20 protein-coding genes are annotated in these 19,536 nt (G+C 74.0%); 9 read left to right on the forward strand and 11 right to left on the reverse strand.

What is annotated here, in order from left to right; all coding sequences use genetic code 11:
• Window positions 1–126: 126 nt before the first annotated feature.
• The 5 genes from ACIBK5_RS07780 to ACIBK5_RS07800 all read right to left on the reverse strand — a co-directional run bounded on the left by ACIBK5_RS07780 (window position 127) and on the right by ACIBK5_RS07800 (window position 3,928).
• On the reverse strand, window positions 127–579 hold the full coding sequence (locus ACIBK5_RS07780; protein ID WP_399017231.1) for a YbhB/YbcL family Raf kinase inhibitor-like protein: 453 nt from the start codon (window positions 577–579) through the stop codon (window positions 127–129).
• Between the two features lie 76 nt (window positions 580–655).
• Window positions 656–1,762, reverse strand: a complete 1,107-nt coding sequence (locus ACIBK5_RS07785) for a CapA family protein (RefSeq protein WP_399017233.1) — start codon at window positions 1,760–1,762, stop codon at window positions 656–658.
• A 58-nt stretch (window positions 1,763–1,820) separates the two neighbouring features.
• On the reverse strand, window positions 1,821–2,276 hold the full coding sequence (locus ACIBK5_RS07790) for an archease (RefSeq protein ID WP_399017235.1): 456 nt from the start codon (window positions 2,274–2,276) through the stop codon (window positions 1,821–1,823).
• A 57-nt stretch (window positions 2,277–2,333) separates the two neighbouring features.
• Complete coding sequence (locus ACIBK5_RS07795; RefSeq protein ID WP_399017237.1) at window positions 2,334–2,936, reverse strand: DJ-1/PfpI family protein; 603 nt, start codon at window positions 2,934–2,936, stop codon at window positions 2,334–2,336.
• Entirely contained in the window at window positions 2,933–3,928 is a 996-nt protein-coding gene (locus ACIBK5_RS07800) for a GlxA family transcriptional regulator (RefSeq protein WP_399017329.1), read from the reverse strand. Before ACIBK5_RS07800 ends, ACIBK5_RS07795 begins: the two co-directional genes overlap by 4 nt.
• Before the next feature lie 173 nt (window positions 3,929–4,101).
• Between ACIBK5_RS07800 and ACIBK5_RS07805 the strand changes: the two genes are divergently transcribed.
• From ACIBK5_RS07805 to ACIBK5_RS07815, 3 genes are all read left to right on the forward strand, one after another.
• On the forward strand, window positions 4,102–4,758 hold the full coding sequence (locus ACIBK5_RS07805; RefSeq protein WP_399017239.1) for a dienelactone hydrolase family protein: 657 nt from the start codon (window positions 4,102–4,104) through the stop codon (window positions 4,756–4,758).
• A 106-nt stretch (window positions 4,759–4,864) separates the two neighbouring features.
• The gene (locus tag ACIBK5_RS07810) at window positions 4,865–5,509 is read left to right on the forward strand and encodes a phosphoribosyltransferase (RefSeq protein ID WP_399017331.1); all 645 of its coding nucleotides are present in this window, start codon (window positions 4,865–4,867) and stop codon (window positions 5,507–5,509) included.
• 84 nt (window positions 5,510–5,593) lie between these two features.
• Window positions 5,594–6,574: a TerC family protein gene (locus tag ACIBK5_RS07815; protein WP_399017241.1), complete on the forward strand. Its 981-nt coding sequence runs from the start codon at window positions 5,594–5,596 to the stop codon at window positions 6,572–6,574.
• Between the two features lie 4 nt (window positions 6,575–6,578).
• On the opposite strand, the gene ACIBK5_RS07820 is transcribed toward ACIBK5_RS07815, so the two are convergent.
• From ACIBK5_RS07820 to ACIBK5_RS07835, 4 genes are all read right to left on the reverse strand, one after another.
• Window positions 6,579–7,769: a CaiB/BaiF CoA transferase family protein gene (locus ACIBK5_RS07820; RefSeq protein WP_399017242.1), complete on the reverse strand. Its 1,191-nt coding sequence runs from the start codon at window positions 7,767–7,769 to the stop codon at window positions 6,579–6,581.
• Between the two features lie 137 nt (window positions 7,770–7,906).
• A complete protein-coding gene (locus ACIBK5_RS07825; RefSeq protein ID WP_399017244.1) occupies window positions 7,907–9,106 on the reverse strand; it encodes a helix-turn-helix domain-containing protein in 1,200 nt (399 codons plus the stop codon).
• Window positions 9,107–9,194: 88 nt separating this feature from the next.
• Window positions 9,195–10,169, reverse strand: a complete 975-nt coding sequence (locus ACIBK5_RS07830; RefSeq protein WP_399017246.1) for an alpha/beta hydrolase — start codon at window positions 10,167–10,169, stop codon at window positions 9,195–9,197.
• Window positions 10,166–11,485: an MFS transporter gene (locus tag ACIBK5_RS07835; protein WP_399017248.1), complete on the reverse strand. Its 1,320-nt coding sequence runs from the start codon at window positions 11,483–11,485 to the stop codon at window positions 10,166–10,168. Before ACIBK5_RS07835 ends, ACIBK5_RS07830 begins: the two co-directional genes overlap by 4 nt.
• A 56-nt stretch (window positions 11,486–11,541) precedes the next feature.
• Between ACIBK5_RS07835 and ACIBK5_RS07840 the strand changes: the two genes are divergently transcribed.
• Complete coding sequence (locus tag ACIBK5_RS07840; RefSeq protein WP_399017250.1) at window positions 11,542–12,528, forward strand: ArsR/SmtB family transcription factor; 987 nt, start codon at window positions 11,542–11,544, stop codon at window positions 12,526–12,528.
• 4 nt (window positions 12,529–12,532) lie between these two features.
• Here the strand turns inward: ACIBK5_RS07840 and ACIBK5_RS07845 are convergent, their stop codons facing one another.
• Entirely contained in the window at window positions 12,533–12,763 is a 231-nt protein-coding gene (locus ACIBK5_RS07845; protein WP_399017252.1) for a hypothetical protein, read from the reverse strand.
• A 115-nt stretch (window positions 12,764–12,878) separates the two neighbouring features.
• Between ACIBK5_RS07845 and ACIBK5_RS07850 the strand changes: the two genes are divergently transcribed.
• Window positions 12,879–13,784 carry a LysR family transcriptional regulator gene (locus tag ACIBK5_RS07850; protein WP_399017254.1) on the forward strand — a complete coding sequence of 302 codons (906 nt, stop codon included), beginning with the start codon at window positions 12,879–12,881 and terminating at the stop codon, window positions 13,782–13,784.
• 54 nt (window positions 13,785–13,838) lie between these two features.
• On the opposite strand, the gene ACIBK5_RS07855 is transcribed toward ACIBK5_RS07850, so the two are convergent.
• On the reverse strand, window positions 13,839–14,417 hold the full coding sequence (locus ACIBK5_RS07855) for a TetR family transcriptional regulator (RefSeq protein WP_391112747.1): 579 nt from the start codon (window positions 14,415–14,417) through the stop codon (window positions 13,839–13,841).
• Window positions 14,418–14,659: 242 nt separating this feature from the next.
• On the opposite strand from ACIBK5_RS07855, the gene ACIBK5_RS07860 reads away from it, so the two are divergent.
• The 4 genes from ACIBK5_RS07860 to ACIBK5_RS07875 are packed head-to-tail and all read left to right on the forward strand — an operon-like array spanning window position 14,660 to window position 19,419.
• Window positions 14,660–15,202, forward strand: a complete 543-nt coding sequence (locus ACIBK5_RS07860; protein WP_399017256.1) for a 2Fe-2S iron-sulfur cluster-binding protein — start codon at window positions 14,660–14,662, stop codon at window positions 15,200–15,202.
• Complete coding sequence (locus ACIBK5_RS07865; protein WP_399017258.1) at window positions 15,199–16,191, forward strand: FAD binding domain-containing protein; 993 nt, start codon at window positions 15,199–15,201, stop codon at window positions 16,189–16,191. Before ACIBK5_RS07860 ends, ACIBK5_RS07865 begins: the two co-directional genes overlap by 4 nt.
• Entirely contained in the window at window positions 16,188–18,302 is a 2,115-nt protein-coding gene (locus ACIBK5_RS07870) for a xanthine dehydrogenase family protein molybdopterin-binding subunit (RefSeq protein ID WP_399017260.1), read from the forward strand. The genes ACIBK5_RS07865 and ACIBK5_RS07870 overlap by 4 nt, the downstream gene beginning before the upstream one ends.
• Entirely contained in the window at window positions 18,295–19,419 is a 1,125-nt protein-coding gene (locus ACIBK5_RS07875) for an XdhC family protein (protein ID WP_399017262.1), read from the forward strand. The genes ACIBK5_RS07870 and ACIBK5_RS07875 overlap by 8 nt, the downstream gene beginning before the upstream one ends.
• Window positions 19,420–19,536: the final 117 nt, after the last annotated feature.

Below are 19,536 nucleotides of genomic sequence, written 5' to 3' on the forward strand. Positions count from 1 at the left end.
GGACAACCCGGTGTTGACCGGGAGCCATCCAAGCGAGGACCGGGCCGGGCAGGCAAACAACCGTCCGGCACCCGAGTCACAACCAACCGTTGTGCTTCGCCGGTGCGGACGGACTCGTCGTCGGCGTCAGCGCTGGTACAGCCCCACCAGCGTCCCGTCCGCGATCCGGTGCTGCTCGACCTCCTGGTGCACCTGGTCCGCGCCGGGCGCGTCGGGCAGGACACACGGTTCGGACAGGGCGTAGAGCCGGAAGAAGTAGTGATGGGCGTCGTCACCCGGCGGGGGATGCGGGCCGCCCCAGCCCTGCTGTCCGTAACTGTTGACGAGCTCCGTGCCGCCCGGCGGGCAGTGCCCGGCCTCGACGCCGTCGCTGTGCGGGTCGATGCCGACCACGACCCAGTGCGCGAAGGTGCCCGACGGGGCGTCGGGATCCTCGCAGAGCAGGAGCAGCTCGGCCGCGTCGTCCGGTACGCCGCTCCAGGCCAGCGGCGGGGAGACGTTCGGTCCCTCGTAGGAGTACCGGCGCGCGAGGAAGGAGTGGTCGTTGAACGCGTTACTGCTGAGTTCGATGCCGGTCATGTGGCCCGGGGTACCCCTGCGGGACCCGGACATGCGGTGCGGGGCCGAACCTCCGGCTTGGCGATCGGCCGGCGGATCATCCACCCGCCAGCGCCAGCGAGCCGTCGGGTTCCAGCGTCACGCCCACCCCGCGGCTGATCCGGTCGAGCGTCGTCCGCAGCCAGGCGCGGTCCGCCCCGGACGCCGGCTCCAGCCGCATCCGCCGCGCCCGCAGCGGCACCATGCGCAGTCCGGCCAGCCGTCCGCCGTCCGCCTCGACCGAGACGAGGAACGCGAGCCGCAGGTCGTCGCGGTACTCCTCGTAGCCGGAGATGCCCTCGTAGTCGTCGACGAAGTCGCCGCAGCCGTAGAGGATCAGCCGGTCCCGGTACACCTCCAGCGGGCGGGGGTGGTGCGAGGAGTGCCCGTGGACGACGTCGACACCGCCGTCCACCAGGGCGCGCGCGAAGCGGACCTGTTCCCGGGGCACGTGGAAGCCCCAGTTCGAGCCCCAGTGCACGGACACGACGGTGAGATCACCGGCCCGTCCGGTCCGCCGGACGTGCCGCACCACGGCGTCGGCCGTGGCGGGCGAGAGCGCGGGCATGTACGCGACCCCCGGCAGCTCCGCCGTCGCCGACCAGCCGGACGGGATCCCGCTGGAGCGCGCACCGAGGGCGAACACCCGCAGCCGGCGGCCACCCGGGAGGGGGACCACGGCGGGTGCGTACGCCTCGTCGGCGGCACGCCCCGCCCCCGCTGTCCGCAGGTCCGCCCGCGCCGTCGCGTCCAGGGTCTCCAGCAGGCCCGGGCGGCCGAAGTCCAGGACGTGGTTGTTGGCCAGGACGGTCACGTCGGGCCGGGCCACGGCCAGGGCCGGCAGGTTGGCCGGGTGCATCCGGTAGTGGATCTCCTTGTCGGGCGCGAACGTGTCGCCGCTCGTCACCGACGTCTCCAGGTTCACGATCCGGGCGTCCGGCGCGGACTCGTCCAGCACGCGCAGCGCCTCGCCCCACGGCCAGGAGGGCGCGACGGGTGCGGGCACCGGGCCGTGCGCCGACTCCGCCAGCCGGACGTAGGACCGCGCGTCGTCGACGTACGCCTCCCGCAGTGCCGGATCGCAGGGATGCGCCAGGATCTGGTCCACGCCGCGCCCGAGCATCACGTCTCCGCACAGGAACAGCGTCACGATGCCGCCGCCCACACCTCCACGGTAGGACGACCGCTCAGGCTGCTCAGTCCGCTCAGGCCGTTCGAGCCTTTCAGGCGTCGACCCTCACCGCACACGACCACCCGTACGGATCCCGTCCGATCCGCAGCTCCTCCCACGCCACGGCCGTCGGGACCGACCCGGTGATCTCCACGTCCGCGAGCCCGGCGACCGCCAGCCTCACGTCCAGGCCGCCGTCGGCCTCGTCCGCCTCCACGTCCACGGGCACCTGGCCGTACTCCTCCCACCGGAAGATGACCTCGTCCAGCAGCGTGGCCAGCAGGTCGTCGTCGCTGGCCTCGGTCAGCCGTACCCTGTCCACGGCCGTGGGCCGCACCCCGGAGACGTTCGCGAAGCACTCCACCATCGCCAGGACGGCCTCCGCCAGACAGTGCTCCCGGCACGCCGCCCACGCCTCGATCCGGATGTCACCCGGATGCGGCACCGCCCGGTGCCCGCACTCGCCCGGCTGCCGTCCCTGCCCGCCGTCGCCCGTGTCACCGCCCATGAACCTCGCTTGCCCGACGTCGGCGCACCCATGCACCGCCCGCCGCCGCACCACCCGTCAGAGGGGCTCGTCCGCGAGGTACGGCGGAGCCGGGTCGTACTGGATGTAGCGGCGCACGGCCCGCGCGTGGTCACGGCCGTGCAGCCGCCCCACGAGCCACAGCGCGCTGTCGATGCCGGCCGAGACGCCCTGGCTGGTGATCAGGTTGCCGTCCACGACATAGCGGACGTCCCGGACCACCGTCACCTCGCCCCGCGCCTCGAGGGTGTCCTCCTGGCTCCAGTGCGTTGCCACCCGGCGTCCGCGGGCGGGACCCGCCGCGTGCAGCAGGAAGGTGCCGGTGCACACGCCGTGCACCCAGGCGGCCCGCTCCGCCGTCCTCCCGATCCAGTCGGTGACCACCGGGTTGTGCGGCTGGACCTCACGCGCACCTCGCCCGCCCGGCACATGCAGCACGTCCAGGGGCGGATGGTCGTCCAGGGTGTGGTCGGGCAGGACGCGCAGGCCCTTGTTGCAGCGCACCGGGCCGGGATGCTCGGCGATCAGCATGGCCGTGTCGGCGCCGTCGCGCAGCCGGGCGGAGACGTTGAAGACCTCCCAGGGCCCCACGAAGTCGAGTTCCTCGGCTTCCTCGAAGACCAGCAGTCCGTAGGTCGTCATGCGGTTTCCCCTTCCTCTGGGACGTGGTGGGCGCCGACGGGGCCCGTGGTGGAGCGGAACCGGGCGCGGTAGTCCGACGGCGCGACGCCGAGCCGGCGGTGGAACGTGCGGCGCAGGGTCTCCGCCGTGGCGAAGCCGCAGCGGCGGGCGATCGCCTCGACCGGTTCGTCGCCCTCCGTCAGCGCCCGCTGAGCGGCCTCGACGCGCACCCGCTCGACATACGTGGCGGGCGGCACGCCCAGCTCGGAGGTGAAGCGGCGCTGGAAGTGGCGCGGGCTCAGCCCGGCGTGCGCGGCGAGACCGGCGATGTCGTGCCGGGCACCCGGATCGGCGTGGACGGCGCCGACCGCGGCCCGCACCGGGTCCGTCGCCGGCTGCCGCGACCACAGCGCCACGCTGAACTGCGACTGGCCGCCCGGACGGCGCAGGAACAGCACCAGCCGGCGGGCCACCGCGTGCGCGACCTCCCGGCCCAGGTCGTCCTCCACCAGGGCGAGCGCCAGATCCATGCCGGAGGTCACCCCGGCCGAGGTCCACACCCGCCCGTCCCGGACGAAGATCGGGTCGCAGTCCACGCGCGCCTCGGGATGCTCCCGGGCCAGCTGCTCCTCCCGGGCCCAGTGCGTGGTGACCCGCCGCCCGTCCAGCAGCCCGGCGGCGGCCAGCAGGAACACCCCGCTGCACACCGAGGCGACCCGCCGGGCACCGGACGCGGCGGACGCGATCCAGGAGACCAGCGCCGCGTCCTCCCGGGCCCGGTCGACCCCCTGGCCGCCGACCACCACCAGGGTGTCCGTCGCGGCCGGGTCGAGGTCCGCCACGCCGTGCGCTGCGTGCACGAGCAGCCCGCTGACCGACCTGACCGGTCCGGCCCTGGACGCCACGACCTCGCAGACATAGTCGCCCGCGCTGTGGAACACCTCGTGCGGACCGGTGAGATCGAGCGGCTGAAAGCCGTCGAAGACGACGAAGACGACACGGCGGGGAGTCACTCGCGGAGTCACGCTTCCACGCTCCACCGGCCAAGGTCGTGGCGTCAACGACACGCATCCCACAGATCGCGCCACACCGCTCGCGGGACGCCCGGCGCGGCGTGGGTAGGCGGACGGCAGGACCCACCGGGGAACCGGACCCGCCAAGGAATCCGGGGGAGAGGAGACCTCCGATGATCACCCAGACGGTCACCGTGCCGGCCGGCGGCGCCGCGCTCACCGGTGATCTGAACCTGCCGCCGGACGCCCGCGCGGTCGTGCTGTTCGCGCACGGCAGCGGCAGCTCCCGGCACAGCCCCCGCAACCGCGAGGTCGCCGCCGGCCTGCGCACCGCCGGACTCGGCACCCTGCTGATCGACCTGCTCACCGAGGAGGAGGAACGGCAGGACCTGCGCACCGCCGAACTCCGCTTCGACATCCCCCTGCTGGGCCGCCGGCTGGTGGCCACCATCGACTGGCTTGAGCAGTGGTACGGCACCCAGGACCTGCCCGTCGTCCTGTTCGGCGCCAGCACCGGCGCGGGCGCGGCCCTGGTCGCCGCCGCCGAACGGCCCGGCCGGGTGCCGGCGGTCGTCTCGCGCGGCGGCCGGCCCGACCTGGCGGGTGACGCCCTGGCCGCCGTCCGGGCCCCGGTGCTGCTCATCGTCGGCGGCCGGGACCAGCACGTGCTGCGGCTCAACGAGGAAGCGGCCCGGCGGCTGCACGCCCCGCACACCCTCCACGTGGTGCCCGGCGCCACCCATCTGTTCGAGGAGCCGGGCACGCTGGACCGCGTCACCGAGGCGGCCCGGCAGTGGTGCGACGAACGGCTGAGCACCACGGCGGGCTGACACCGCCCGGACCCGGCCGCCGGTGCGTCGTCCACCGGGCAGGGGGTACGCGGAGCCCGGGGCGGCCGAGGAGGCCCTCTCCATGAGGGAAGCAGAGGTGACCGTCATGCGGTTCCGCGATCGCCGGCAGGCAGGCCGGGAACTGGCCGAGAAGCTGCGCGCCCGGCAGCACGAGGGGGCCCTGCCCCGTCCGCTCGTCCTCGCCCTGCCCCGCGGCGGGGTCGCCGTGGCGAGCGAGGTCGCGGCCGCCCTGGACGCCCCGCTCGACGTGCTCGTCGTACGGAAGATCGGGGCGCCCTACCAGGAGGAGTTCGGCGTCGGCGCGATGGCCGGGGACGAGGTGCCGCTCCTCGACGAGGACGCCCTGCGTCACCTGGGCCTCGGCGTGGCCGACCTCGCCCCCGTCATCGAACGGGAGCGTGCGGAACTGCGCCGCCGCGAGCGGCTGTACCGGCAGGGCCGTCCCGCCCCCGACCTGCGCGGACGGACGGTGATCGTCGTCGACGACGGCCTGGCGACCGGTTCCACGGCCCGCGCCGCGCTGCGCTCCGTACGCCGTCAGGCGCCCGCACGGCTGGTGCTGGCCGCGCCGGTGTGCTCGCCGGAGGCGGCCGGGCTGATGCGTGCAGAGGCCGACGAGGTGATCTGTCTGCACCAGCCGGCCGCGTTCATGGCCGTGGGCCTCTGGTACGAGAACTTCGACCAGCTGACGGACCAGGACGTCCTCGAGGCGCTCCACGTGCAGCTTTGACCAACTGTTCACCTGGCAGATGTGGCGGAAATCGGCCGCTGCGGACGACGATGTTCCATCCCCACACCTGCACCAGGAGCAACAGTGAACGTCTCGCTATCCGTGTGGCTGCTGACCGTGGCAGCCCTGTGCGTGCTCGTCGCCGTCGACTTCTTCGTCGGCCGCAAGCCCCACGATGTGTCGATCAAGGAAGCCGGGACGTGGACGGTGGTGTGGATCGTCCTGGCCGTGCTGTTCGGGCTGGGGCTCTGGTACTTCGGTGGGAGCGGGCCCACGGGTGAGTTCTTCGCCGGGTACATCACCGAGAAGTCGCTCAGCGTGGACAACCTCTTCGTGTTCGTCCTGATCATGGGGAAGTTCGCGGTGCCCTCGCAGTACCAGCAGCGGGTGCTGATGGTCGGAGTGCTGGTGGCCCTGGTGCTGCGGGCCGTCTTCATCGCGGCCGGCGCGGCGATCATCTCCGCCTTCTCCTGGGTGTTCTACATCTTCGGCGCCTTCCTGATCTGGACCGCGTGGAAGCTGGTCCAGGACGCGCGCAAGGACCAGCACGACGAGGAGTACCAGGAGAACAAGCTGCTGAAGATGGCGGAGGAGCGCTTCGGGGTGGCCGACCGGTACCACGGCACAAAGCTGTTCATCACCGAGAACGGCAAGCGGATCATGACCCCGATGCTGGTCGTGATGCTCGCGATCGGCTCCACCGACGTGCTGTTCGCCCTCGACTCCATCCCCGCGATCTACGGCCTCACCCAGGACCCGTACATCGTGTTCACCGCGAACGCCTTCGCCCTGATGGGCCTGCGCCAGCTGTACTTCCTCATCGGCGGCCTGCTGAAGAAGCTGGTGCACCTCTCGTACGGGCTGTCGATCATCCTCGGCTTCATCGGCGTGAAGCTGGTGCTGCACGCCCTGCACGAGTCGGGCGTCCATGTGCCCGAGATCGGCATCCCCTTCTCACTGGGCTTCATCGTGCTGGTCCTGACCGTCACGACGATCACCAGCCTGCGGGCCTCGAAGAGGCAGGAGGCCGAGGAGGAGACACGGCGGGCGGCCGAATCCCGCTGAGCGTCTAGACGACACCGTCCGCGCGCAGTGCCGCCACCTCCTCGCCGGTGCGGCCCAGCTCGCTGAGGATCGCCTCGGTGTGCTCGCCGACGGCCGGGACGGGGTCCATGCGCGCGGGCAGACCGGCCAGGTCGGCCGGCGGGAGCAGGGCCTCGACGGTGGCGCCCGGCACCGCGACCTCGGTCCAGCGGCCGCGGCCGGCCAGTACCGGGTGGTCCAGGAACGCGGCGACGTCGTTGACCCCGGCGCAGGCGATGCCGATGCGCTCCAGGTCCTTGAGGATCTCGTCGGAGCCGGAGCGGGCGAAGCGGGCGGCGACGACGGAGTCGAGTTCCTCGCGGTGGGCGACGCGGTCGGAGGCGGTGGCGAAGCGCGGATCGTCGACCAGCTCCGGCCGGCCGAGGAACTCCCCGCACAGCACCGCCCATTCCCGCTCGTTCTGGATGGAGAACAGCACCTCCTTGCCGTCGGCGGCCGGGTACGTCCCGTACGGCGCGATGGTGGCGTGCTGGGTGCCCAGGCGCGGGGGCTGGGTGCCGCCGTGCCGGGTGTAGTAGGCGGGCTGGCCCATCCACTCCGCGAGCGCCTCGAACAGGGAGACCTCCACCGGGTGGGCCTCGCCGGTGGTGGCGCGGGTGTACAGGGCGGTGAGGACGCCGCTGTAGGCGTACATGCCGGCGGCGATGTCGGCCACGGAGATCCCGGTCCGGGCCGTCCCCTCGGGGGTTCCCGTCAGGGACACCAGCCCGGTCTGGCACTGCACGAGCAGGTCGTAGGCCTTGCGGTCGGCCCAGGGGCCGGTCGTGCCGTAGCCGGAGATCGTGCAGGGGATCAGGCCGGGGCGGTGTCCCGTGACGGTGGCCGGGTCCAGGCCGAGCCGGGCGGCGGCGCCCGGGGCGAGGTTCTGCACGAACACGTCGGCGCCGTCGAGGAGGTCGTGCAGGATCTCGCGGCCGCGTGGGTCCTTGAGGTCCAGGGTGAGGGACTCCTTGGAGCGGTTGAGCCACACGAAATAGCTGGAGTGGCCGTGCACGGTCGTGTCGTAACGGCGGGCGAAGTCGCCGCCGCCCGGCCGCTCCACCTTGATCACACGGGCGCCGAGGTCGGCGAGCTGCCGGGTGGCGTAGGGCGCGGCCACGGCCTGCTCCACACTGACCACCGTGACACCGGACAGGGGGTAGCGCTGCACGCTCATGCCTCATGCTCCTGAACCTCGTACGGACGGCGCCCGGACAGTCTCTCCCGGGCGGCGGACCGTGGCACGGGCCATGGGCGCGATCTGGATCACGACGGGGCGTATCACAACGGGGTGGAACCCGCGCGGCCGGTCGGCTACGGGCGGGCCAGGTGGCGCATGGCCAGAGCCAGTTGAAGCCTGAGGCGGCCCTGCGGGGTGCGCAGCGGCCAGCCGAGCAGGTGCTCCGCGTGGGTCAGCCGGTCCTGGAGCGTGGAGTGGTGGACGTTGATCCCGGCGGCGGCCGCCCGCAGGCTCGTCGTGGACGCGACCGCGTGCAGGGTGGCCGGCAACCAGGGCGTCGTCGCCGCGGCCGTCTCCAGGGCGCGGACGTCGGGCGGCGGCTCCGCGCCCGGTACGACGAGGTCGGCGAGCAGGGCGATCCCGCCCAGCTCATCGGCGTGCACGACCCGCGGCCCGGGGTCCTGCGGGGTGCCCTCGGCGGTGAACCGCAGGGCGGTACGGGCCGCCGCCCATGACCGGGGCAGTTCGAGCACGGGCACGGCGGGCCCGACCCCGAGGCGGGCATCCGGAAGAGCCGGGCGGGACTCCGCGACGCCGGCGCCGGCCGTCCCTGTGGGTACGACCCGGGGCCGGCCGTTCAGCGGGGCGAGCACCCGTGCCGGCGCCGTGGGGTCGAGGCCGAGCCGCCGGGCGCTGTAGAGGCGCGTCTGCTCCGGGGCCGTGGCGTCGAGGAGCGTCTCGACCAACGCCGGGTCATCGGCCGGGGCCCGGCCCCGGGTACGGTCGAGCACGAGCCGCAGGGCGACGGAGGCGCGTTCGAGTATCACCGCGTCGACGACACCGGTCACGGGCGCGGCGGCTTGCGCGACGGCCAGGCCGGTTTCTGCTCCGGCGTCCTCCGCGACGCCCCGACCGGCTGTCGCCTCGGCGCGCTCTGCTACGGCCACACCGGGCGTGAGCCCGGCCTGCTCCCCGGCGCCCCTGCCAGGTCCGCCCCCGCCCCCGGCCCCTTCCTCGGTGTCCCCGTTCCTCTCCGCCCCGTCCCGTTCCAGCCACAGGGTCGCCGGACCGTTCGGGCTCAGTCGGGCGGAGGGCCAGGTGGGGTTCGGTGGGGTGTCGGTGTCCTGGCGTGTGCCGTCGGGCTGGACGCGGACGTGGACGCGGCGCTCGGGGTCCACCAGGCGGGCCGGACAGCCGGAGAGTACGGCGGCGCCGCGTACGAGTGCCTCGACACCGGCCCTGGACTCGGCCAGGCGGTCGAAGTAGGCGATGACCCGGACCGCCGCACCGGCGTCCGGGTCGAGCGCGGTCAGGCGCCCGGCCAGCTCTTTCATAGGCCTATGGTGCGCCATGCGGCCGCGCGGCGAGGAGACGCCGCTGTTCCGGGACCCGGTCGGGCCGGGTGCCGCGCAGGCTCCGCCGTCATCCGTTCAGAAGCCTCCGCAGCCAGTTCACGTGCGCCGCCCTGGCCGACTGGGACAGCGCCGCCTGGGGTGCGAAACCGTCGAAGCCGTGGAAGCCGCCCGGCCATACGTGCAGTTCGGCCACGCCACCGGCCTGCCAGATGCGTGACGCGTAGGCGACGACCTCGTCGCGGAAGGTCTCCGCCGAGCCGACGTCGAGGAAGGCCGGGGGCAGCCCCGTCAGGTCCTCGGCACGGGCCGGAGCCGCGTACGCCGGTACGTCGGGCCCGCCGCGCCGCGAGCCCAGCAGCGCGGTCCAGCCGGTCTCGTTGGCAGTGCGGTCCCAGACGCCGAGGCCCGCCATCTGGTACGTCGAGGGCGTGTCGTTGCGGTCGTCGAGCATCGGGCACATCAGGATCTGGCCGACAGGCTGCGGCCCCTTGCGATCCCGGGTGAGCAGGGCCAGCGCCGCGCACAGCCCGCCGCCCGCGCTCGCACCCGCGATGACGATCCGCTCGGGGTCGGCGCCGAGTTCGGCGGCGTGGTCGGCCGTCCACAGGAGCCCGGCGTACACGTCCTCGACGGGCGCGGGATGCGGATGCTCCGGTGCCAGCCGGTACTCCACGGACACCACGACCGCGTCCAGGGCCTGCGCCCACGCCAGCGGGACGTCGACCCCGACCCGGTTGTTCCCGATGACCATGCCGCCGCCGTGCACGTGGTAGATGACGGGCCGCGCCCCTGCGGTCGCCGGAGCGGCCGGCCGGCAGATGAGCAGCGAGACGTCGGGCTCGCCCTGCGGACCGGGCACCTGCCGGTCCTCCACCTCGAACGTCCCGCCCATCGTCAGGTCCAGCTCGGCGAGCAACGCGATGCCCGGGCCCTGGCGCACCTCGGCGATCTGGTCCGGCGTGAGGCCCGGGCTGATCATGTCCTTGATCAGCTCCAGGGCTCCGGCGAGTTCCGGGTCGAACGGCGGCGGAACATGCGTCATGGCGTCTCCTCACGCGAGGTCACGGCGGCTCGGGCTGCCATGGTCGGCCCCGCCGCCCGGGTCGCGGGCGCCGCCGACCGGCGGAACCTGCCCGCCGTACGGCGGGTGGCGCTCCGGCGTCCGGTGGCACACAGGTGACGGGTGAGGGCGACCGCGGTGAGCGCGGCGACCAGCACGCACACCCCCGGCCACCCGAAGCGGCCGTACGCACGCATGCCCAGCCACGAGCCGACCGCGCCACCAAGATACGCGCAGGTCATGTACGCCGTGGTGAGCCGGCTGCGCACCTCGGCCCGCAGCGTCTGGATCCGCACCTGGTTGGCCACCATCCCGGACTGCATGCCGACGTCGAGCAGCAGCGTGCCCACGACCAGGGCGGCGATCCCCACCGCGCCACCGAGACCGCCCAGCGCCAGCACCGCGGCCGAGACCCCCACCACCAGGAAGCACACCCGGTTGACCGCGTCCGGCCCATGCCGGTCGACCCGGCGGCCCGCGACCGGCGTGCACACCATGGTCACCGCGTTGACCAGGGCGAGCAGCCCCACGGCCCCCGTGCCCCTGCCGTACACCGGACCCGTGAGCAGCGGGGCCACCCCCGTCCACACGGCGGAGAATCCGGCGAACACCAGGGCCTGGTACAGGCAGGAGCGGCGCAGCAGGGCTTCCGTGCGCAGCAGCCGCAGCGGCTCGGCCAGGAGGGCCGGGTAGCGCTGGGCGGAGGGCGGGACCGTCCGCGGCAACAGGCGGGCCGACAGGGCGGCCACCGCCAGGGACAGCGCGGCGGCCAGGACGTACGGCGCCCGCCAGCCCAGCCAGTCGCCGAGGGCACCGCCGACGGTGCGCGACAGCAGCATGCCCGCGAGGGAGCCGCTCAGCAGTGTGCCGCCGGTGACGCCGAGCCGCTCCTTCGGCACCAGGCGGGCGGCGAGCGGCCCGGCGAGCGGCGCCACCACCGTCGTCACACCCACCAGGGCACTGGCCCCCACCAGCGGCACCAGCCCCGGCGCGGCGCTCGCGGCGAGCAGCCCCAGCCCGGTGACCGTGAGGAGGGCGACCAGCAGCGGGCGGTGCGGGAGGCGGTCGCCGAGCGGGACGAGCAGCCAGATCCCGGCCGCGTAGCCGAACTGGGTCGCGGTGACGACGGCGGCGGCCGCGTCGGGTGAGACACCCAGGCCGGACGCCACCAACGGGCTGACGGCCTGCGGGAAGTACACATTGCCCACGGCCGCGCCGCAGACCAGGGCCAGCACCAGGATCAGCCGGGGGCTCGCGCCCTGGTGCGCTGTACGCTGCCGGTGGTCGTGATCCGTCATGGGCCGAAGTCCACGCCACGGCCGGGCGGTTGCCAACGGATGTAGCGGGGGCCTTAATGATCAGCTTCCGGCTCGGCGTCGAGGACCTCGCCGACACCCGCTTCGCGATCTCGCCCCTGCGCGAGGTGATGGGCAGCCTGCGTGCCCTGCGCGCCCCCGCCCTCTACCCGCTGCACGTCCGGTGGCGGGCCTCCGTGCTCCAGGGACTCGATCCGGCCGACGCGCGGCTGCTGGCCGCCCTGGTGGGGGACACATTGGCCCTGCCCGACTTCCTGACCCCGAGGCCGACGTCCTTCGCGCCCACTCTCGACGAGCAGCTCACCGTCGTACGGGCCACACCGGCGGAGACCGTACGACGCGATCTGCTCGCCGCCCACGCCCCCCGGCCCCTGCCGGAGGTGCTGCGGGCGGTCTCCGCGCCCGGTGACGCGCCGGTCGAGGAGCTGCTGGAGGAACTGTGCGCACTCCTGCGCCGCTACTGGGAGTCGGCACTGCTGCCGTCCTGGCCCCGGATGCGGCTCGTCCTGGAGGCCGACATCACCCATCGGGCGCGGCAGCTGGCCACCGGCGGTGCCCGGCTGCTCTTCGCCGATCTGCACCGCAATCTGCGCTGGGACGACGGCGTCCTGCGCGTCGACCGGATGCGTGGACGCCACCACGTGGACGGCTCAGGCCGGGGGCTGCGCCTGGTCCCCTCCCTGTTCGCGCATCAGCCGGCGCCTCCGGTCAGCGCCGCGGAACCGCCGATGCTCGCCTACCCGAGCCGGGGCGCCGCGACCTTGTGGGAGCCGGAACCTGAGCCGGACGCCCCCGCCCTCGCGGCCCTGCTCGGCGCGCCCCGCACCACGCTGCTGCGGCTGCTGGCCGAGCCGCACCCGACGGTGGAGCTGGCCCGGCGCCTGGGTGTGACCCCGAGCGCCGTGTCCCAGCACCTGCGTGTCCTGCACGCGACGGGACTGGTCACCCGGGCCCGCGACGGCCGCCGGGTGCTCTACCGGCGCAGCCCGCTGGGGGAGCGGCTGGTGCGGCACGGCGGGGCCTGAGCGCTCAGCGGCTCGCCGTGTCCGACCGCGCCGGAGCGGAGCTCGAGGCCGGCCCGCCGCGGGAGACGACGCGCGTCCCGCAGCCGTCGACGACCCGGACCTGCAGCGAGCCGCACCCGCAGCGCGTCCACTCCGTGCGGCCCGTCGCGGTGGCGTGCCGCGAGAGCACCTGGAACGGCTCGCCCCCGTCCGGCCAGCCGCAGTGCGGGCAGGCCGTGGCGTTGGTGCTGGTCATGACTGACTCCTCGTACGTCGTGGCTGGTTGACCGTCGCGACACAGCCAGGGTGCGTCGAGATCTCCGTACACGTCCAGGTTGACTTTGTGCACGTCATTGTGAAGCGTGGGCTACATGATTGACCTGCGCAGGCTGCACGTCCTCAGGGCCGTCTCCCACTACGGCACGGTCACCGCGGCCGCCCGGGCCCTGCACTTCACCCCGTCCGCCGCCTCCCAGCAGATCCGGCAGCTCGCCCGCGACCTGGACGTCGATCTGCTGGAGCCCCAGGGGCGCGGGGTGCGCCTCACCCCGGCCGCCGAGAGCCTGCTGGCGCACGCCGACGCCATCCAGGCCCGCTGGGACCTGGCCGAACTCGATCTACGGGCCGACCACGGAGCGCCCACCGGGGTGCTGCGCGTCACAGGTTTCCCCGTGGCCATCTCGGTGCTGCTGGCCCCGATGGCGGCCCGGCTGGGCGAGCGGCATCCGCGGCTGTCCGTACGGATCACCGAGGTGGGTGTCCCGGAGAGCTTCGACCTGCTCTTCGAGGGGGAGACCGACCTGGCGATCGTCGAGGCCACCCCGCTCAACCCGCCGCTGAGCGACACGCGGTTCGACCAGCGGCCGCTGTTGGACGACCCGTTCGACCTGGTCGTCCCCGAAGGACACCGGCTCGCCGGGCGGACCCGGGTCGACCTCGCCGAGGCGGCGCGCGAGGCATGGATCGCGCCGGTGGAGGAGAGTCCCTGCCGCCCGCACGTCCTGTCCGCCTGCGGCGCGGCGGGATTCACCCCCGACGTCGTCCACCACGCCCTGGACTGGAACGTCGCCGCCCACCTCGTCGCCCACCGGCTCGGCGTCGCGCTCGTCCCGCGCCTGGCCCACCTGACCCCGCACCTTCCGATCACCCGGGTCCGCTGTGCGGGCAACCCCCACCGCAAGCTGCTGACCTGCACCCGCGGCGGCGGCCACGCCCGCCCGGCGGTCGCGGCGGCCCTCCAGGAACTGCGCGACCTGGCCCCCACAGCGGTCGCCTGATCCGATCGCCCGCAGCGCGGCGTCCTCGGCCGTCGTCCGGGGCCGAGGGCCCGCTCACCGCCCCGGCGCCCCCACCCGCAGCGCGTCCATGACGAGGTCCAGCAGCCGGGTGGCGCGCGGTTGCCAGTCGGTGTGGGGGTCGATCGTCCAGAGGCCGCCGATGGTGAGGAAGAGATCGTCCGCGGTGATCCCCGGGCGGATGGTGCCGGCCTGCTCGGCTGCGCGCAGCAGCAGTTCGGCCGCCTCCGTCACCGGGGTGTGTCCCGGCTTCGCGGGCTGCCCCGGTGCGCTGGTGGCCTGGCGGATGGCGTCGGCCAAGCCCGCCTTGGCCATGGCGAAGCGCGCGAGCCGGTCCATCCACTCGCGCAGCGCCCGGTCGGGCTCCCGGCTCTCGAGCAGCAGCTCGGCGGAGTCGGCGACCTGCTGCATCTCGTGGCGGTAGATCTCCAGGACGAGCGCCTCACGGCTGGGGAAGTGGCGGTAGAAGGTGCCCTGCCCGACGCACGCCTTCTTGGCGATCGAGCTCAGGGGCGCGTCCGCCGAACGCGTCAGTTCGACCAGCGCCACTTCCAGGATGCGCTCGCGATTGCGCTGCGCGTCCGAGCGCAGCGGAGCGTCCTTCTTCTGCCGCACTCGCCCTCCTCGCGATCCTTTGGCCGAAACCCGGCCCTTGTTAAGCGGACAGTTGTCCGTTACGTTTCCGGGTAACGGACAGCTGTCCGGTTGCTCCATCGTATCGGTGTGCCGTCCGCGCGGACAGCCCGCGACGGCGGCGCCCCGGCCGACCCGCCCCGCATCCTGCCCCGTCACGAACCGGCACCGCCACCCGCAGCGCTCCCGCCTCCTGGCCTCACGATCTGAGAGAGAAGGCTTCCATGCCTCCATCGACGTCCAGCGACCTCACCCTGTCCGTCAACGGCGATAAGTACACGCTGACCGTCGACCACCGCACCACGCTGCTCGACGCCCTGCGCGAACGACTCGATATGACCGGTACGAAAAAAGGCTGTGATCAGGGGCAGTGCGGCGCCTGCACCGTCCTGGTCGACGGCCGCCGGAGCGTCGCCTGTCTGCAGCTGGCCGTGGCGGCCGAAGGGCGCGAGATCACCACCATCGAAGGCGTGGCCGAGGGCGACCGACTGCACCCCGTGCAGCAGGCGTTCCTCGAACTGGACGGCTACCAGTGCGGCTACTGCACGCCGGGACAGATCTGTTCGGCCATCGCGGTGATCGAGGAGCACGCGGCCGGCTGGCCGAGCGCGGCCACCGACGACGTACGGCCCGAGGCGGGACCACCACCCCTGACGCCGGAGGAGATACGGGAGCGCATGAGCGGCAACCTCTGCCGCTGCGGCGCCTACGTCTCGATCGTCCAGGCCGTGGCCCGCGCCGCCGAGTCCAAGGGGGCGGCGGCATGAGGGAGTTCGGCTACCAGCGGGCGTACGACGTCTCCGGCGCCGTGGCGCTGCTCGACGGCGACCGGGAAGCCCGCTTCCTTGGCGGTGGCACCAACCTGGTCGACCTGATGAAGACCGGTGTCGAGCGGCCCGCCCTCCTCGTCGACGTACGCGAACTGCCCCTGAACCGCGTCGAGCCCACCGAGGACGGCGGGCTGCGCATCGGGGCGACCGTCACCAACAGCGACCTGGCGGCGCACCCCGAAGTCCGGCGCCGCTACCCGGCGTTGGCGCAGGCCGTACTGGCCGGTGCCTCCGGGCAGCTGCGCAACATGGCCACCGTCGGCGGCAACCTGCTCCAGCGCACCCGCTGCGGCTACTTCGCCGACGTCACCGCCCCCTGCAACAAGCGCAGACCGGGCAGCGGCTGCCCCGCGATCGAGGGCGAGCACCACAACCACGCCGTCCTCGGCGCCTCCGGCCACTGTGTGGCCACCCATCCCTCCGACATGGGCGTGGCCCTGGCCGCCTTCGACGCGACCGTGTCGTACGAGACGGCGGACGGGCCGGGGGAGCTGCCGCTCGCCGACTTCTACCTGCCGGTGGGGGAGACCCCGCATCTGGAGACCGCCCTGCCGCCGGGCGCGCTGATCACCGGCGTCACCCTGCCGCCCACCGCCACAGCGGCCAACTCCCGCTACCGCAAGGTCCGCGAGCGCGCCTCGTACGCCTTCGCCATCGGCTCGATCGCCGCCGCGCTCGACGTCCGGGACGGCGTCGTGCACGACGTACGCCTGGCCTTCGGCGCCGTCGCCTCCCGCCCGTGGCGGGCCCGCGCGGCCGAGGGCGTCCTGCTCGGCGCCCCCGCCGACGCCGAGACCTTCGCGGCCGCGGCGGAGCTGGAACTGGCCGCCGCCAGGCCCCTGCCCCACAACGGATACAAGGTGACCCTGATGCGCAACCTCGTCGTGGCCGTGCTGAGCGAACTCGCCGAGGAGGCCACCCGATGACCACCGCCACCAGGGGCGCCGTCGGCTCCTCGCACACCCGCGTGGAAGGCCGCGACAAGGTCACCGGCGCCGCCCGCTACGCCGGGGAGATCCCATTCGCCGACCTCGCCCACGGCTGGCTGGTGCTGTCCACCGTCGCCCGCGGCCGCATCCGCGCCATGGACACCGAGGCCGTGCTCGGGATGCCCGGTGTCCTCGCCGTGCTCCACCACGAGAACGCCCCGCGCGTCGACACCGACTACGCCGGGCTGATGGGCATGTCCCCGGACCCGAGCATCGCCCTGTTCCAGCACGACCGGGTGGCCCACCGTGGCTGGCCGGTGGCGCTGGTCGTCGCCGAGACGTCCGAGCAGGCCCGGGAGGCCGCCGAGTCCCTCCAGGTCCACTACGACCAGGAGCCGCACGACGTCGCGTTCTCCGCGGAGCGGGAGACCGAGGCGTACGCGCTCGACGGCCATATGCCGGGCGTGGTCGAGAAGGGCGACCTGGAGGCCGAGCTCGCGGCGTCCACCGTCGTACTGGACGCGGAGTACACCACTCCGGAGGAACACCACAACCCGATGGAGCCGCACGCGGCGACGGCCCGGTGGGAGGGTGGCCGGCTCGAGGTCGTCGACTCCAACCAGGGCACCATGTGGGTCGCCGGCGAGCTCGCCAACCTGTTCTCCCTCGACCCGGCCTCCGTGCGGGTGCGGTCCGAGCACGTCGGCGGCGGCTTCGGCAGCAAGGGCGTCCGAGCGCACCAGGTGGGCGCCGTGATGGCCGCGACCGTCCTGCAGCGCCCGGTCCGGGTCGTCATGACCCGCCGGCAGATGTTCTCGCTCGCCGGTTACCGCAGCCCCACGGCCCAGCGGGTCAGGCTCGGCGCGGACCGGGACGGGCGGCTGCGCGCGCTGGAGCACCGGTCACTGAACCTCACCTCGGCCGTGCACGAGTTCGTCGAGCCGAGCGCAGCGGCGGGCCGGTCGATGTACGCCGCCGACGCCCACCACACGGCCAGCCGGATCGTGCGGCTCGACGTACCGACCCCGACGTGGATGCGCGCCCCGGGCGAGGCACCGGGCTCGTTCGCGCTGGAGTCGGCGCTCGACGAACTCGCCGAGCGGTGCGGCCTCGACCCGATCGAGCTGCGTGTGCGCAACGAGCCCGAGGTGGGCCCGGTGTCCGGCCTGCCGTTCGGCAGCCGCAACCTGATCACCTGCTTCCGGGAGGGCGCCCGCCGGTTCGGCTGGGCGGACCGGGACCCGCGTCCGGGACTGCGCCGCGACGGCCGCTGGCTGCTCGGCACGGGCACCGCCGCCGCCTCCTTCCCCGCCGGAGCCATGCCCTCCACCGCGGCCGTCACCGCGGAGGCGGACGGCACCTTCACGGTGGGGATCAACGCCACGGACATCGGCACCGGCGCCAGGACCGCGCTCACGCTGGTCGCGGCCGACGCCCTGGAGGTGGCGACGGACCGCGTCCGGGTGCGCATCGGGGACAGCGACCTCGGCCCGGCGATGATCGCCGGCGGCTCGACGGGCACCCGCTCCTGGGCCTGGGCCGTCACAGCCGCAGCCGAGGAGCTGCGCCGGAGTCTCGCGCCGGGCGCCGACATCCCGCCGGAGGGCATCACCGTACGGTCGGACACGACCGAGGCCATCGGCGCCCTCGCCCAGAAGGAGCGGCACTCCTTCGGGGCGCAGTTCGCCGAGGTCGCCGTCGATCCGGCCACCGGCGAGGTCCGCGTCCGCCGGATGCTGGGCATCTTCGCGGCCGGCCGGATCGTCAACCCGCTCACCGCCCGCAATCAGTTCGTCGGCGGCATGACCTGGGGCATCTCCATGGCCCTGCACGAGGAGGCCGTACGGGACCGGGCCAGTGGCGGCCTCTACGGCGCCGACCTCGCGGGCTACCACGTCGCCGCGCACGCCGACGTGCCCCACATCGAGGCCGACTGGGTCGACGACCCCGACCCGGACGACCCGGTCGGTATCAAGGGCATCGGCGAGATCGGCATCGTGGGTGCCGCGGCGGCGGTCGCCAACGCCGTGTGGCACGCGACCGGTGTACGCCACCGGAACCTGCCGATCCGGCCCGACCGTGTCCTGCTGGCGGGCGGCGATGCTTGACCTGGCCGGGCCGCTGCACGAGTGGATCGAGGAGGGCCGGGAGTTCGCCGTCGCCACGGTCGTCGCCGTCGGCGGCAGCGCCCCGCGCCCTCCCGGCGCCGCCATGGCCGTCCGCGCCGACGGCACGGTCATCGGCTCGGTCTCCGGGGGCTGTGTGGAAGGAGCGGTGTACGACCTCTGCGTCCAGGCGCTCCAGGAGGGCGAAACGCTCGTCGAGCGGTTCGGCTACAGCGATGAGGACGCCTTCGCCGTCGGTCTGACCTGCGGCGGAACCATCGACGTCATGATCACCCCGTACGACGCCTCCCAGACACCCCAGGCGGCCGCGCTGTCGGCCGCCGCCGGTGGCGAGCCGGTGGCTCTCGCCCGGGTGGCCCGGGGGCCCAGGGGCCTCCTCGGCCGGTCGGTGCTCGTACGCCCCGACGGCTCGCACGAGGGCGGTCTCGGCGGCGCCCCGGAGCTGGACCGCACGGCGATCGCCCAGGCCCGCGCCCTGCTGGACAGCGGCCGCACGGGCACGGTCGAGCTCTCCGAGGACGGCTCGCACTGCCCGGGCGGTCTCACCCTGCTCGTGGAGTCGGCGGTGCCGCCGCCCCGGATGATCGTCTTCGGCGCGATCGACTTCGCGGCGGCCCTGGTACGGGCGGGCAAGCTCCTCGGCCATCACGTCACCGTGTGCGACGCCCGCCCCGTCTTCGCCACCCGGGCCCGCTTCCCCGACGCCGACGAGATCGTCGTGGACTGGCCCCACCGCTATCTGCGGTCGACGGAGACCGACGGACGCACGGTGCTGTGCGTGCTCACCCACGACGCGAAGTTCGACGTGCCCCTGCTGACCGAGGCCCTGCGACTGCCCGTCGCCTACGTCGGTGCCATGGGCTCCCGACGCACCCACCAGGACCGCGACCGGCGCCTGCGGGAAGCGGGCGTCGGCGAGCGCGAGCTGGCCCGGCTGAGATCGCCGATCGGGCTCGACCTGGGCGCCCGGACGCCCGAGGAGACCGCCGTGTCCATCGCGGCGGAGATCGTCGCGGCACGGCGCGGTGGTACGGGCCTGCCGCTCACCGGCTCGGGGACCCCGATCCACCGGGCCGAGCAGCTGCCCCGAGCGGTCTGACACCGTCGGGAACACGCCGGAGGGGCCGCGGCCGGGACGGCCGCGGCCCCACCCAGGCCCCCGGCGGGCGCAGCGTCCCGCGGCGGCCCGCGCCCGGGCCAGGCCGTGCACACGGGG

The organism is Streptomyces sp. NPDC050546, from assembly GCF_044457425.1.
Classification (GTDB): Bacteria; Actinomycetota; Actinomycetes; order Streptomycetales; family Streptomycetaceae; genus Streptomyces.

Excerpts from the sequence above, each read along its gene's own strand:
- ACIBK5_RS07795 (WP_399017237.1), bottom strand. The coding sequence starts at position 2,936 with ATGACGACCTACGGACTGCTGGTCTTCGAGGAAGCCGAGGAACTCGAC.
- ACIBK5_RS07865 (WP_399017258.1), top strand. The coding sequence starts at position 15,199 with ATGAGGGAGTTCGGCTACCAGCGGGCGTACGACGTCTCCGGCGCCGTG.
- ACIBK5_RS07820 (WP_399017242.1), bottom strand. The coding sequence starts at position 7,769 with ATGAGCGTGCAGCGCTACCCCCTGTCCGGTGTCACGGTGGTCAGTGTG.
- ACIBK5_RS07850 (WP_399017254.1), top strand. The coding sequence starts at position 12,879 with ATGATTGACCTGCGCAGGCTGCACGTCCTCAGGGCCGTCTCCCACTAC.
- ACIBK5_RS07780 (WP_399017231.1), bottom strand. The coding sequence starts at position 579 with ATGACCGGCATCGAACTCAGCAGTAACGCGTTCAACGACCACTCCTTC.
- ACIBK5_RS07860 (WP_399017256.1), top strand. The coding sequence starts at position 14,660 with ATGCCTCCATCGACGTCCAGCGACCTCACCCTGTCCGTCAACGGCGAT.
- ACIBK5_RS07835 (WP_399017248.1), bottom strand. The coding sequence starts at position 11,485 with ATGACGGATCACGACCACCGGCAGCGTACAGCGCACCAGGGCGCGAGC.
- ACIBK5_RS07870 (WP_399017260.1), top strand. The coding sequence starts at position 16,188 with ATGACCACCGCCACCAGGGGCGCCGTCGGCTCCTCGCACACCCGCGTG.
- ACIBK5_RS07875 (WP_399017262.1), top strand. The coding sequence starts at position 18,295 with ATGCTTGACCTGGCCGGGCCGCTGCACGAGTGGATCGAGGAGGGCCGG.
- ACIBK5_RS07840 (WP_399017250.1), top strand. The coding sequence starts at position 11,542 with ATGATCAGCTTCCGGCTCGGCGTCGAGGACCTCGCCGACACCCGCTTC.
- ACIBK5_RS07810 (WP_399017331.1), top strand. The coding sequence starts at position 4,865 with ATGCGGTTCCGCGATCGCCGGCAGGCAGGCCGGGAACTGGCCGAGAAG.
- ACIBK5_RS07845 (WP_399017252.1), bottom strand. The coding sequence starts at position 12,763 with ATGACCAGCACCAACGCCACGGCCTGCCCGCACTGCGGCTGGCCGGAC.
- ACIBK5_RS07825 (WP_399017244.1), bottom strand. The coding sequence starts at position 9,106 with ATGAAAGAGCTGGCCGGGCGCCTGACCGCGCTCGACCCGGACGCCGGT.
- ACIBK5_RS07830 (WP_399017246.1), bottom strand. The coding sequence starts at position 10,169 with ATGACGCATGTTCCGCCGCCGTTCGACCCGGAACTCGCCGGAGCCCTG.
- ACIBK5_RS07790 (WP_399017235.1), bottom strand. The coding sequence starts at position 2,276 with ATGGGCGGTGACACGGGCGACGGCGGGCAGGGACGGCAGCCGGGCGAG.
- ACIBK5_RS07805 (WP_399017239.1), top strand. The coding sequence starts at position 4,102 with ATGATCACCCAGACGGTCACCGTGCCGGCCGGCGGCGCCGCGCTCACC.